At 71.2% G+C, this 12,161-nt stretch carries 12 protein-coding genes; 4 read left to right on the top strand and 8 right to left on the bottom strand.

Features of this window, described 5'->3' with window-relative positions:
* The coding region (locus M1L36_RS06190) for an ATP-dependent DNA ligase (protein WP_250872852.1) at positions 1 to 1,671 on the top strand (1,671 nt) is incomplete at its 5' end.
* 84 nt (positions 1,672 to 1,755) lie between these two features.
* Positions 1,756 to 2,742, top strand: coding sequence for an mRNA 3'-end processing factor (locus M1L36_RS06185; protein WP_250872851.1), 987 nt, complete (start codon positions 1,756 to 1,758; stop codon positions 2,740 to 2,742).
* A gap of 3 nt (positions 2,743 to 2,745) precedes the next feature.
* On the opposite strand, the gene M1L36_RS06180 is transcribed toward M1L36_RS06185, so the two are convergent.
* The 4 genes from M1L36_RS06180 to M1L36_RS06165 all read right to left on the bottom strand — a co-directional run bounded on the left by M1L36_RS06180 (position 2,746) and on the right by M1L36_RS06165 (position 6,683).
* On the bottom strand, positions 2,746 to 4,494 hold the full coding sequence (locus M1L36_RS06180) for a MutS-related protein (RefSeq protein WP_250872850.1): 1,749 nt from the start codon (positions 4,492 to 4,494) through the stop codon (positions 2,746 to 2,748).
* An 84-nt stretch (positions 4,495 to 4,578) separates the two neighbouring features.
* Entirely contained in the window at positions 4,579 to 5,358 is a 780-nt protein-coding gene (queC, locus tag M1L36_RS06175; RefSeq protein WP_305794366.1) for a 7-cyano-7-deazaguanine synthase QueC, read from the bottom strand.
* A 53-nt stretch (positions 5,359 to 5,411) separates the two neighbouring features.
* Positions 5,412 to 6,230, bottom strand: a complete 819-nt coding sequence (locus tag M1L36_RS06170; protein ID WP_250872849.1) for a 7-carboxy-7-deazaguanine synthase QueE — start codon at positions 6,228 to 6,230, stop codon at positions 5,412 to 5,414.
* Entirely contained in the window at positions 6,231 to 6,683 is a 453-nt protein-coding gene (locus tag M1L36_RS06165) for a 6-pyruvoyl trahydropterin synthase family protein (RefSeq protein WP_250872848.1), read from the bottom strand. It abuts the gene before it with no gap.
* 182 nt (positions 6,684 to 6,865) lie between these two features.
* Here M1L36_RS06165 and M1L36_RS06160 point away from each other — a divergent pair, with 182 nt between their 5' ends.
* Positions 6,866 to 7,474 (top strand): class I SAM-dependent methyltransferase, encoded by a 609-nt coding sequence (locus M1L36_RS06160; RefSeq protein WP_250872847.1) that lies wholly within the window; start codon positions 6,866 to 6,868, stop codon positions 7,472 to 7,474.
* Positions 7,475 to 7,566: 92 nt separating this feature from the next.
* On the opposite strand, the gene M1L36_RS06155 is transcribed toward M1L36_RS06160, so the two are convergent.
* The gene (locus tag M1L36_RS06155) at positions 7,567 to 8,229 is read right to left on the bottom strand and encodes a helix-turn-helix domain-containing protein (protein WP_250872846.1); all 663 of its coding nucleotides are present in this window, start codon (positions 8,227 to 8,229) and stop codon (positions 7,567 to 7,569) included.
* 84 nt (positions 8,230 to 8,313) lie between these two features.
* Between M1L36_RS06155 and M1L36_RS06150 the strand changes: the two genes are divergently transcribed.
* Complete coding sequence (locus M1L36_RS06150) at positions 8,314 to 9,117, top strand: SDR family oxidoreductase (RefSeq protein ID WP_250872845.1); 804 nt, start codon at positions 8,314 to 8,316, stop codon at positions 9,115 to 9,117.
* Between the two features lie 27 nt (positions 9,118 to 9,144).
* Here the strand turns inward: M1L36_RS06150 and M1L36_RS06145 are convergent, their stop codons facing one another.
* The 3 genes from M1L36_RS06145 to M1L36_RS06135 all read right to left on the bottom strand — a co-directional run bounded on the left by M1L36_RS06145 (position 9,145) and on the right by M1L36_RS06135 (position 11,976).
* Entirely contained in the window at positions 9,145 to 9,471 is a 327-nt protein-coding gene (locus M1L36_RS06145) for a hypothetical protein (protein WP_250872844.1), read from the bottom strand.
* 88 nt (positions 9,472 to 9,559) lie between these two features.
* On the bottom strand, positions 9,560 to 10,876 hold the full coding sequence (gene hflX / locus M1L36_RS06140) for a GTPase HflX (RefSeq protein ID WP_250872843.1): 1,317 nt from the start codon (positions 10,874 to 10,876) through the stop codon (positions 9,560 to 9,562).
* Positions 10,877 to 11,190: 314 nt separating this feature from the next.
* Positions 11,191 to 11,976, bottom strand: a complete 786-nt coding sequence (locus tag M1L36_RS06135) for a 2-phosphosulfolactate phosphatase (protein ID WP_250872842.1) — start codon at positions 11,974 to 11,976, stop codon at positions 11,191 to 11,193.
* Positions 11,977 to 12,161 lie beyond the last annotated feature (185 nt).

The raw sequence follows: 12,161 nt of genomic DNA, 5'->3' as shown, positions 1-12,161 counted from the left end.
CCGCCCGCCGACTCACCCGCCGACGCGGACGCCACCGCGGACGCCGACCTACTCCCCGTGCTCGTGACGCTCGTCCGCGGGAGAGTCGCACCCGCCTGGCGCTCGCTCGACCTCGGGGTCTCCTCGTCGCTCACCCGCCGGGCGGTGGCGAAGGCGACCGGCGTCGACGCCGACCGCGTCGACCGCGAGTGGGAGGCGACGGGCGACCTCGGCGACGCCGCGGCGTGGGCCGTCGAACACGCCGCTCAGCGCACGCTGTTCTCGACCCCGCTCACGGTCCGTCGGGTGTACGACACGCTTCGCGACCTCGCGACGTACGAGGGGGCGGGCAGTCGGGACCGCCGGGTCGACGCCGTCGCGGGCCTCGTCAGCGACGCCGACCCGGAGGAGGCGCGCTACGTCGTCCGGACCGCGCTGGGCCACCTGCGCGTCGGCATCGGCGAGGGCACCGTCAGAGACGCCATCGCCCTCGCCTTCCTCGACGGGGCGGGCGACGGCGACACGCTCGTCACGGACGCCGCGGTGGCGGCGGTCGACCGTGCCCACCAGGTGACCAACGACTTCCCGCTCGTGGCGACCGCCGCCCGCGACGAGGGTGTCGAGGGCCTCGCTACGCTCGGAATCGACCTGTTTCGCCCGGTGAAGTCGATGCTCGCGGAGAAGGCCGAGGGTCTCGACGACGGCCTCGACAGCGTCGCCCCCGCCCCGTCGAGCGTCCTCCTCGAACACAAGTACGACGGCGCACGCATCCAGATTCACGTCGACGGCGACGACGTGCGGGTGTTCACCCGTCGGCTGGAGGACGTCACCGAGCAGTTCCCCGACGTCGTCGCGGCCGTCCGCGAGGCCGTCACCGCCGACTCGTGTGTCCTCGACGGCGAGGCCGTCGGCTACGACCCCGACACCGAGCGGCCGGTCGTCTTCCAGGAGTTCTCCCGGCGCATCAAACGCGAGAACGGCGTCGACCGCCTCGCCGAGGAGATTCCCGCCGTCGTCTTCCTGTTCGACTGCCTCGCGGTCGACGGCGAGTCGCTGCTCGACGCGCCGCTCCGCGACCGCCTCGACCGTCTCGACGGCCTGCTCGACCCCGAGCCGATGGCGCTCGAACGCGCGACCCACCGTTCGCTCGCCGACTGCGACAGTCGGGCGGAAGCGCTCGACGTCGCCGAGTCGTTCTACGCCGACGCCCTCGACGCGGGCCACGAGGGGTTAATGCTGAAGAACCTCGACGCGACCCACCAGCCGGGTCGTCGCGTCGGTGCGATGATGAAGGTGAAGCCGACGATGGAGCCGCTGGACCTCGTCGTCCCGCGCGCACAGTACAGCGAGGGGCGACGCAGCGACTGGCTCGGGCGACTGTTCCTCGCCGCCTACGACCCCGAGGACGACGCGTTCGTCGAGGTCGGTCGCCTCGCGACGGGCTACACCGACGAGGAGCTACGAGAGATAACCGACCGTCTCGAAGCGCTCGTCGTCGACCGCGACGGCCGACTGCTGGACCTCCAACCGGAACTGGTCCTCGAGATCGAGTACGAGGAGATACAGGCCTCGACGGAGTACGCCTCGGGCTACGCGTTGCGGTTCCCCCGGTTCGTCCGCATCCGCGAGGACCTCGCACCCGAGGACGCCGACACCGTCGAGCGGGTCGGTGAGTTGTTCGAGGGGCAGTGACGTGTCGGTGCTCGGGCGGTCTGCAGAGGGGTGCCTGCGCTGGCGGCGACAACGCTCACGTGTCCGCGTCCCCTCACCGAAGTAGTGACCGGAGTCCGCCTGCGCGACGGCGTCGAACTCACCCTCGACTCGGGCGAGCGCGTCGTCTGTGACGCCGACGCCCCCGACGGCGACGTGAACGTGCTGAGCCACGCCCACGGCGACCACCTCTACCGCGACGCGCCCGACGAGGTGGTCTGCTCGGACCTGACGGCCGCCCTCGCCCGCGCCCGTCGCGAGGACGAACCCCACCCACGGACCCGCGAGGACCACCCCTACGTCGACCTCTCGCCGGCGGGTCACATCCCCGGCTCTCGGGCGACGCTCGTCACCGACCCCGACAGCGGCTACCGGACGCTCTACACCGGCGACTGCTCGACCCGCGAGCGCTTCGGGATGGACGGGTTGGACGCGCCCGACGCGGACACGCTGGTGATCGAGACCACCTACGGGAAACCCGAGTACGAGTTCGCCCCACAGGCCGAGTTGGAACGCGACATCGTCGACTTCCTCGACGACAGCGACGGTCCACTGCTCCTCTTCGGCTACACGCTCGGCCGGGCGCAGGCGCTCGAACTGCTCGTCGAGCGCTCCTCGCGGCCCAGACCGTACGTGACGAAGGCGACCGCACGCATCAACCGCGCTATCGAGTCGGTGGAGGGTGTCGACTACGGGGCGCGGCGCTACCGCGAGGCCACCGAGTTGGGCGAGGAGGACGTGTTGATACTGCCCTCGCAGACGAGCAAGCTGACGTTCGTGAACCGCATCGTCGAGGAGACCGGTGCGACGAAGGTGGGGTTCTCGGGGTGGGCCAGCGACTCGTCGTTCAAGTTCCGCGGGGACTACGACGAGACGTTCGTGCTCTCGGACCACTGCGACTTCTCCGAGTTAGTCGCCGTCGTCGAACGGGTCGACCCCGAGATGGTCTACACCCAACACGGCTTCGCCGCCGAGTTCGCCGACCACTGCGTCTCGCTGGGCTACGACGCCCAGGCGCTCAGACGCAACCAGACCTCGCTGGGCGACTTCTAGGTATCAGTCGCCCTCCTCGGCCGACCACCGCACGTCCGCGAGCGTCCGCTGGACGACCTCCTGACCGACCGACGCTGCGAGCGTCTCGAAGCCCATCCGCTCGTTCGTGTCGCTCGCCTCGGCGACGAGACGCGAGACGATGAACTCCGGCGTCGAGCGCCCCACGGTGCCGAACCGTGGCTGGTAGTCGACCTCCAGTTCGAGGTCGGGGGTCAATCCCTCCGCGAAGATGCCGTCCACGCGAGCGACCTCGGGGAGCGGTTCGAGGTCCTCGGCGAGGTGGGTGACGTACGCCCCCAGCGCGTCGCGTTCGACGGTGAGCGTCACGAGGCCGTGGAGCAGGTCCGCCGCAGAGCCCGGTTCGGTGATGGCCTCGAACTCGTCGACGAGCATCAGCGTCCGGCCCTCCGTGGTCAGCGGCGGGACGACCGAACGCAGCGTCGATTCGAGGACGCCTGCGTTGAACGAGGCGTGCCGGCGGTGGAACACGAGCGAGTCCACCAGCCCCACTTCGCACTCCTCGGCGGGCACGGGCAGCCCCATGTGCGCGAGCAGCGCGACCTGACAGAGCGTCTCCAGAAGCGTCGTCTTCCCCCCGGAGTTCGCGCCCGTCAGCACCGCCACGCGGTCGCCCGAGGGAGCCTCCCCGCCCAGCGAGTGGTCGCCGACGGCGTAGTCGACCGACTGGACCGAGACGTCCGCCGCCAGCAGGTCGAGGTTGCGTGCGCCGCGCATCGCCAGCGCGTCGCCCTCGACCAAGGTGGGTGCACGGAGGTCGAACGCGACGGCGAAGCGCGCCAGCGACACCTGCAGCGCCACGTCGTCTACCGTCTCGACGGCCGCGTCGACGGCGTCGCGACCAGCTTCGACGTCCCCCTCCAGTGACTCGCGGACGGCCTGCTCGCGGTCGTGGACGCGCTCGCGGAGGTCCGTCGACAGCGTCCGGAGCGTCTCGGTCGCGAACGCGGTGGTGTCGATGGCGTCGTCGGGCATCGCGTCGCGGACCGTCTCGCGCTCGACCCGCGACTCCGAGGTGATCTCGCGCAGCATCGCGTCGCGGAAGTCGCTGGCGTCGCGCGCGGCGGACTGCACCGACTCGGCGACGCTGCCCGCGTCGGCGGTCATGTCCTCGACCTCGCCGAGGGCCGCTCGAAGTCGGTCCAACTCCTCGTCCGCGCCCTCGCCGACCCCCTCCGCTTCCAGTGCACGGAGGGCGACCGCCGACTCCCGGAGCGTCTCCGCGTCGAGGTCAGCCAGCGGCGCGAAGACGCCCTCCGAGACCCCGGTGTCTCGCAGGGCGAGCGCGGTCTCCACCGCGGCCGCCGTCCCGGCCCGGTCGTCGTGGGCCTCGAACGCCGCGACGACGGCCTCTCGGGTGTCGTCGTCCAGCGCCCGCCAGGAGTCGACCGCGGCGGTGACGTCTGCCAGGCGCTCTTCGATTGCCTCGCGGTCGCGCAGCGGCGTCAGGACACGAACTCGGTCGGCGGCGTAGCCCGTCACGGCGAACGACTCGGCCTGCGAGACGAGGTTCCGGTAGACCGAGCGTGCGTCTCGCGTGGCGAGCAGGTCCATCCCGTCGCCGCCCTGGACCCGGCGGAGGATGCGCGTGGCCCGCCCGCTGGGCAGGCCCGCGGCGACGAGCGTCCGACCGTCCGCGGCTTCGATGGCCTCGATGGCCGCCTCCTCGCCCAACTCCTCGCGCAACAGTGCGGCGGTCTTCGGTCCGACGCCCCAGTAGTCCTCCAGTCGCATGACAGGGGGTGGCGCGCGGCGTGGCTTAACGCCACGGACTTCGGTTCGGTGTCAGGTCGTCTCGCGGCGTCGTCGCACGTCCGCTCAGTCGAGGTAGTTCGGTCGTTCGGCGTACTCGATAGGGTCCCGCTCGCCGGCCCGCTGGAACGCCTGGAGGCGGTAGGCACAGGAGTCACACGTCCCACACGCCGGCTGTTCGTCGCGGTAGCACGACCACGTGTGTTCGAACGGGACGTCCAACTCGGTGCCGCGTTCGACGATGTCGGTCTTCGACCACTCGACGAACGGCGCTTCGACGTCGATGGTCGTCTCCGGGCGCGTCCCGACGTCGACGACCCGCTCGAACGCCTCGAAGAACTCGGGGCGGCAGTCGGGGTAGCCCGCGTAGTCCTCGGAGTGCGCGCCGACGAACACCGCCTCGGCGTCCTGGGCCTCGGCGTAGGAGACGGCCATCGCCAGCAGGTTGGCGTTGCGGAACGGGACGTAGGTGTTCGGAATCTCCTCCTCCTCGTCGTCCTCACTCTCCTCACTCATCTCGGCGTCCTCGACGGCCATCGCCTCGTCGGTGAGCGACGAGGCCCCGATGCGCGCGAGGTGGTCGGTCTCGACGTGGAGCGTGTCGAGCGCGTCGAAGTCCGTGGCGAGCAACTCGGCGCACTCTGCCTCGCGGGTCTCGGTACGCTGGCCGTAGGAGGTGTGCAAGAACAGCGGGTCGTAGCCCCGGTCGATGGCCTCCGCGACGGTCGTCGCAGAGTCCATCCCTCCGGAGACGAGAACCACGGCTCGGGGGCGCTCGCTGCCGTCTGTAGCGCTGTCTCGGTCGGTCGTGTCGGTACGGTCGGTCGCGTCGTGGTCGTCGGTCATGAGTGGTGTGTCGGGGGTGTTCTCCGGCGGTGCTGTCGGCTGACGGCGTCGGCTCAGGTGCCCGGCGCGTCGTTCCAGAGGTCGACGTGGAGGCGTGGCGTGTAGCGATAGCCGTGTTCCAGCGCGAGGTCCGCCACGGTGTTTCGGGTCTCGTCGACCTGCTCGCGGGTGACGCCCTCGGGCATCAACAGGACGCGGTCGTTCGGCACCGGGGCGCTCGCGCGGTCACGAACCTCCTCGACGAGCGTCTCTATCTCGGGCATATCGTCGGGCCCTGTGACGACGAACTTCAGTTGCGTCTCGTAGGCCTCGACGAGTCCGACGAGGGCGTCGTAGTCGATGCGCCGGGCCTCGTGGCGCTGTTCCCACGCGCCGGCGTCGACGCCTTCGGGTGCGTTCTCGAGGGTAGGCGTGCTGGAGGCGAGTTTCGGGCTGACGCTCGCGAGGTCGATAGCGGCGTCGCGGTAGACGGTGCCGTTGGTCTCGACGGTGGTGTGGTACCCCTTCGAGGAGAGGCGGTCGAGCAGGTCGACGCTCGCCTCGTGGACGAGCGGTTCCCCGCCCGTCAACACGACGTGGTCGGCGTCGAACTCGGCGACGCGTTCGACGACGTCGTCGACGCTCAGCCACGCACCGGTCGGCTCCCAGGAGGTGTGGTAGGAGTCGCAGAACCAACACCGGAGGTTACAGCCGCTGGTGCGGACGAACACGCTCGGCGTGCCGACGAGCGTCCCCTCGCCCTGCAGCGAGCAGAACAGTTCGTTGATGGGCAGCGCCTCGCTCGCGTCGAGGTCGTCGGGCATCGAGTCGCTCGGGGCGTCGGTCCCCGTCGACGGGTCGGTCAGCGTCGTCGCGTCGTCGTTGACGGGCATCTAGTACTCCGCGCAGAGTTCGGCGGTCTCGGCGACGGCCACCGAGACGTCGGTGACGTTCTCGGGCAGGCGCTCGGCCAGGCGGCGTTCGAGGAGGACGGCCATCACCTCCGCCGTCGGCGGGTGGTCGAGGACGACGAGTCCGTCGGCGTCGCCCGACGCCTCGAACGCCTCGACCAGCGGGTCGCCCCTTTCGACGAGGAAGCGGTGGTCCCACTCGTCGACGATACCCGTCACGTCGCCCTTGTCGACGACCCACCCCTCCTCGGTCAGAGTGCCCCGAACCTCGACGCGAATCTCGTAGTTGTGGCCGTGGGGTCGGGAACACTTCCCGTCGTGGTGCATGAGGCGGTGGCCCGCGCTGATGCGGATGGGCCGGTCGCCGCCGACGACGAGGACGCGTTCGCCGGCGTCGGCGAGCGTGTCGGGTTCTCCCAGTGTGACTCCAGTCATATCGTGATGTTCCCTCGGGACTACTTACCTGCTCGGGTTCGGGACGACGAGTCGGGGGGCGACGAGCCGCAGTCGTGCGATTCGGGCCGTGTTGGTGCCCGTCGTATCGTCGTCGTACCGCCACCGTACGGTCACCGCCCCGCCACCGCAACCGAAATCGACCTCGCGCCCCTCTCGGCGGTATGGCAGACAGACGCGCCGCGGTCCGTCGTGCGTGGGACGCCGTCGCCGAGGACTACGCCGCCAAGCGCCGCGCCGACGGCGAGGACTCGGCGCTCCTCGCGGACCTGCTCGACGCGCTCGGAGCGGCCCCGCTGGTCCTCGACGTGGGCTGTGGCGACGGTGCCCGGACGCTCGCGAACCTCCCGCTCGGGAGCGTCGGCCTCGACTTCTCCCAGCGACAACTCGAACTGGCCGCCGACCGGGTCCCCGACGCCCGCTTCGTCCAGGGCGACATGACGAGCCTCCCTCTCGCGGACGCGAGCGTCGACGCGGTCACCGCCTACCACGCCGTCTTCCACGTGCCACGCGCGGAGCACCCGACGGTGTACGAGGAGTTCGCGCGCGTGCTCCGGCCGGGCGGCCTGCTCCTGCTGACCGTCGGGACGGGTAGCGGCGACTCGACGACGAGCAACTGGCTCGGCAGCGGCCACGAGATGTTCTGGTCGACGCCCGGACGCGCCGCGACCCGCTCGCAGTTGGAGGCGGCCGGGTTCGCCGTGGAGTGGGAGCGGTTCGTCGACGACCCGCTCGGCAGTCGGGCGCTGTTCACGTTCGCGACGCGAACGTGAGCTCCGAGCGAGAATCGAGAGCGACCGTGTGCTGTCTCGCGCGACGGCCGTGACCGGGGGTGGCCGCGATTCACACACCGACCGCTATCGACTCACCACGACCCGAGAATCGCCCGGACGGCCGTCGCCTCGGCCTTCCGAAGGTGTTCGGCGGCGGTGCTCGGTGCACACGACAGCGCCGTGGCGACGTCCTCGACGCTCGCCTCGCGCGGGACGTCGTAGTAGCCCAACGCCAGCCCCGCCGCGAGCGCCTCGCGCTGGCGCTCGCTGAGACGCGTCTCGCCCGACGGAGGGACGTGGGTCAGTCCGCCGACCTCCTCGACGTCGACCTCGACGGGCGGGTCGATGGCCGCGACGGTCTCGCGGAGTCGCTCTCCGGGGCCGAACACCGACAACGTGACGCGGCCGTCGGCGTGGTAGACGATGGGCGGGACGACGACGACGCCCTCGCCCGCGAACGCGCCGAACAGTCCCCGCGAGGCGGCCGTCAGGCTGTCGACGACGTAGGCGTAGAACGCGCCCTCTCCCGCGGGTTCGAGTTCGTAGTCGACGACGGGGTCGATCGCCCCGATCGCCTCGTCGAACGCGTCGACGTCGCCCTCGACGTGGTGGAGGATGCCGAGCGTGTCGCCGGTGACGTTCCACTGGAGCGCGGTCGCCCGCTCGACGAACGGCGCGTTGGTGAGCACGTCGTACGTCGGGTGGACCGCCCCCTCCTCGCCGTGGGCGGTGATGGCGACCCGGACGTGTTTCATGCGCGGGGGTTCCGGTCGAACGACATAAACCCCCCGGGCCAGTGCGGCAGCCAGGTTACGCTCTCGCGTGACCGACGTCCTCCCATGACCAGAACCCTGCTCACCGGGGCGACCGGGACGCTCGGGACCGCACTCCGGCCACGACTGCGCGCGGCCGGCCACACGGTCCGGGCCGCGAGTCGCACGCCCGTCGACGACGCGAACGAGTGGACCGCCCTCGACCTCGCGACGGGCGAGGGCGTCGAGGCCGCCGTCGCGGACGCCGACGTCGTCGTCCACACCGCGAGCGCCCCACGCGGTGACAGCGAGGCGGTCGACGTCGAGGGGACGAAGCGCCTGCTCGCCGCCGCCGAGGACGCCGGTGTCTCGAACCTCCTGTACGTCTCCATCGTCGGCGTCGACGAGATACCGCTGTCGTACTACGAACACAAACTGGCCGCCGAACGGGCCGTCGAGGCCAGCGCGGTCCCCTCGACCGTCGTCCGGGCGACGCAGTTCCACGAGTTCGTCGCCGACCTCCTCGACGGCGTCTCGCGACTGCCGGTGTGGCCGCTCCCGACGCGCTTCCGGGTCCAACCCGTCGCGGTCGAGGCGGTGGCGGCCGCCGTCGTCGAGCACGCGACGCCCGAGTCCGGTGGTCGGGTGTCGCCGGTCTGTGGCCCCGAGGTGCTGTCGCTCGGCGAGGTGGCGAGAACCTACCGCACGACGAGAGGCCTGCGCCGGCCCGTCGTCAGACTGCCGGTACCGGGGGCCGTCGCCCGCGGGTTCCGCGACGGCGCGGCGACCTGTCCGGACCGGGGCGTCGGAGCGACGTGGGAGGAGTGGCTGGCCGACCGGTACGGGTCGACGACGACCGGCCCCTCGGTGCGGACGGGGTCGCCGTCCTGACACACCACGTCGGGTCGACTCGACCGCTCAGCCGCGCTGTGTGACGGCGTCACCGGCCGTCCCCGCCGACAGGACGGGGTAGCCGACGACGGCGGCGACGGCGACCAGCACGCCGCTGCCGAGGACCGTGATCAGCCGCGCCCACGGGGTGACCGCGACGACGTCGCCGGTCGCGAGGAGTCGTCTCGCGGGACCGAACAGCGCGTCGGCAGCGACGACCGCGAGCGCGACGACGCTCCCGACGGCGAGTGCCCACCGTGCGGGCGCGGTTCGACGGTGCGATGCGTGGACGAACACGAGGCCGCCGCTCAGCACGCCGAGGCCGACTGCGGCGACTACCAGGGGGAGGTACACTCCAGACAGTCTCTCGAACTGGCTTGTAAGCCTTCTACCGCTCGCCCCGGCGTCGCGCGCCGTCGTCGAGCGAGTCCGCCTCGGGTCGTCACCCGTCGCCGTCGGGCGTCTCGGTGGTTCCGCCGAGGTCGTCGACCCGTGCCCGCGCCCGTTCGACCAGCGCGGGTCGCGCCTCGAAGGTGAAGTGGACCGTCTCGCCGTCGTACTCGCGGCCGACGACGGTGCCGTGGTCGTGCGCCCACGCGAGGAACGCCTCCGTGTCGCCGCCGTTCGGGAGGTTCGCGCGGAGCGTCTCGCCGGGGAGTGCCTCGTGCACGCGGTCGCACAGCGCGTCGACGCCCGTCCCCTCGACGGCGCTCACCGCGAGCACGTCGTCTACTCGGTCCAGGTCGGCGACGGCCTCGCGGCACTCGTCGAGTGCTCCGTCGTCGAGCAGGTCGCGTTTGTTGAGCACGACGAGTAGCTCCCCACGCGGGTCGTCAAGTTCGCCCAGCGACACCCGGAGTTTCTCGCGGACTGCCTCGACGGGGTCGCTCGCGTCGACGACGAGCAGCCCCACGTCGGCGTCCGCGACGGCGTCGAGCGTCGCGCTGAACGACGCCACGAGGTCGTGGGGGAGCGCGTCGACCAGCCCGACCGTGTCGGTCAGGAGGACGCGCCGCCCGCCGACGGTCGCGCGTCTGGTCGTCGTCTCCAGGGTCTCGAACAGGCGGTCCTCGACCGCTGCGGTGTCGTCGAGGTCGGCGTGGCCCGTCCCGAGTGACTCGACGGAGAGGTCGTCGGCCAGTCGGTGCAACAGCGTCGACTTCCCGGCGTTGGTGTACCCCGCGATGGCGACCGGGTCGAACCCCTGTTCGCGGCGCTCCGTGCGGCGGCGCTCGGCACGGTCGCTGACGGCCTGCAACTCGTTGTGGAGGCGGTCGATGCGGTCCTCGACGTCGAGGACGACCGACCCCTTCTCGGTCGCCTGGTTCAACAGCGACTCCTCCGTCACCTGCCGGAGCCGCGGGAGTCGGTACTCCAGTGTCGCCAGTTCGACCTGCAGCTGTGCGGCGCGGTCGGCCGCCCCCTCGGCGAAGATGCCGAGAACGAGTCGATAGCGGTCGAGCAACTCGACGTCCGGTGGGAGCAACGCCGCCCAGTTGGCGTACTGCCCGGGGCTGAGCGCGCCGTCGTACACCACGGCGTCGACGTCGTGGTCGGCGGCAGTCTCGGCGACCGCCTCGGCCTTCCCCTGGCCGAGGCCGTAGCCAGCGTCGCGTGCGCGGCGCTGGGTCCGCTCGGCGACCACCTCGTAGCCGGCGGCGGCGGTCAGTCGGCGAATCTCGGTCGTGTCCGGTTCGTCGTCGGTGCGGCGGGCCGCGACGACCGCGGTCCCGCCCTGCAGTGAGTGTCCTGAGTTCATGCGTCGTGTGGCCGCAACGCCGCCGACCGACACCCGCGGGGGCGACGGTCGGTGACGGACGGCCCGGTCCGCTCGGCATCCGATACCCGCCGACGGAGCGTGACGATGGGCGTCACCACACGCGTCGCTCGGCGGCGGTCGGTGCTGTCCGGGACGCGCCCGCGCGTCGTCCCCTCAGCAGGACGAGGAAGAGGTCTCCATTCGTTCACGTCGAGCGACGCGACACACTTCAACGTTACTCGGGGGTGAGAGGAGCTGTCACGCCTCGGTCGGGTATCGGGTGATCATCGGCCGCCAACGGCCGTGAGCGACGGTCAGTCGGCGACGACGAGTCGGCCATCGTCGTCGCGAACCGGGACGGCGTCGAGGGTGTCGAACGCCCGGATGACGCGCTGGTCGGGGTGGACGTCCGGCGGGTTGTTCAGGTGGCCGGCGGTGGCGTAGACGTGGTCGAGCAGTCGCAGGTGCATCGCGTCGGTGACCGACGACCCGCCCTCCAGCAGGTGGTGGAGGACGCGGTAGACGCCGAAGGTGTCTTCGACGGCCTGGTTCCCGCGGGTGCCCGCCGCGACGAAGTGGACGGGCGAGTCTCGACCGTCGAGCCAGTCGGCGACCGCGCGGGCGTTGACGGGTGAGGCGACGACGCAGTCGGCGTTCTCGCGGACCGCACAGACGGCGTTCGCGCCGTTGATGGACTGGAGGCCGACGGGGGTGTCGTCCCACTCGTGGTGGGCCTCGGCGCAGTCGCTCGGCGAGTTCTTCAGGTCGCCGCGTCCGGGGTCGTCGTGGGTGTAGTCCCCGCCGACGAGCGCCTCGGGGGTTCGCTCGGCGAAGCTCTCGGCGGCCGCCTCGTCGCGAAGCGGCGTCACGGCCGAAACGCCGCGGTCGAGCAGCCACGCGACGGTCGTCGAGAAGTTGATTGCGTCGACGACGACGTACGCCCCGTCGGACTGGTCGGCCGGGTCGGGAAGCGCCTGGTAGGTCTCGTAGAACGTCCAGTCGGTCGCCCGCCCGAGGTCCGTCGCCGGCAACGTGACGACACCGGGGTCGAGCGGTTCGGTCGCCGTTCGGTGGGTGATGGGCTCGTCGTACCGTTGCACGTCTGCTCCTCGGCGACCGACCGGCTTAAACGGCGCTATAGATGCGACAGTCTCTCTATATTCGTGGCCGTGGTCCCCCTCCATCGTCGTCGGTCGTGGCCGGTCAGGACCGGTGGCGGGGTCGTCGCGGCGTGGTACGGTGTCTCGGTCCATCGGCACGCTCTTGGGGCCGTCGCCCGGAGTGT

It is taken from the genome of Halomarina rubra (assembly GCF_023699475.1).
Taxonomy (GTDB): domain Archaea; phylum Halobacteriota; class Halobacteria; order Halobacteriales; family Haloarculaceae; genus Halomarina; species Halomarina rubra.
The sequence above is the reverse complement of the archived record's forward strand: the minus strand, read 5'-3'. Positions and strand labels throughout refer to the sequence as shown.

Coding starts and splice junctions, on each gene's coding strand:
- M1L36_RS06180 (WP_250872850.1), bottom strand. CDS start 4,494: ATGCGACTGGAGGACTACTGGGGCGTCGGACCGAAGACCGCCGCACTG.
- queC (WP_305794366.1), bottom strand. CDS start 5,358: ATGACCGACGACCACGACGCGACCGACCGTACCGACACGACCGACCGA.
- M1L36_RS06170 (WP_250872849.1), bottom strand. CDS start 6,230: ATGCCCGTCAACGACGACGCGACGACGCTGACCGACCCGTCGACGGGG.
- M1L36_RS06165 (WP_250872848.1), bottom strand. CDS start 6,683: ATGACTGGAGTCACACTGGGAGAACCCGACACGCTCGCCGACGCCGGC.
- M1L36_RS06160 (WP_250872847.1), top strand. CDS start 6,866: ATGGCAGACAGACGCGCCGCGGTCCGTCGTGCGTGGGACGCCGTCGCC.
- M1L36_RS06155 (WP_250872846.1), bottom strand. CDS start 8,229: ATGAAACACGTCCGGGTCGCCATCACCGCCCACGGCGAGGAGGGGGCG.
- M1L36_RS06150 (WP_250872845.1), top strand. CDS start 8,314: ATGACCAGAACCCTGCTCACCGGGGCGACCGGGACGCTCGGGACCGCA.
- hflX (WP_250872843.1), bottom strand. CDS start 10,876: ATGAACTCAGGACACTCACTGCAGGGCGGGACCGCGGTCGTCGCGGCC.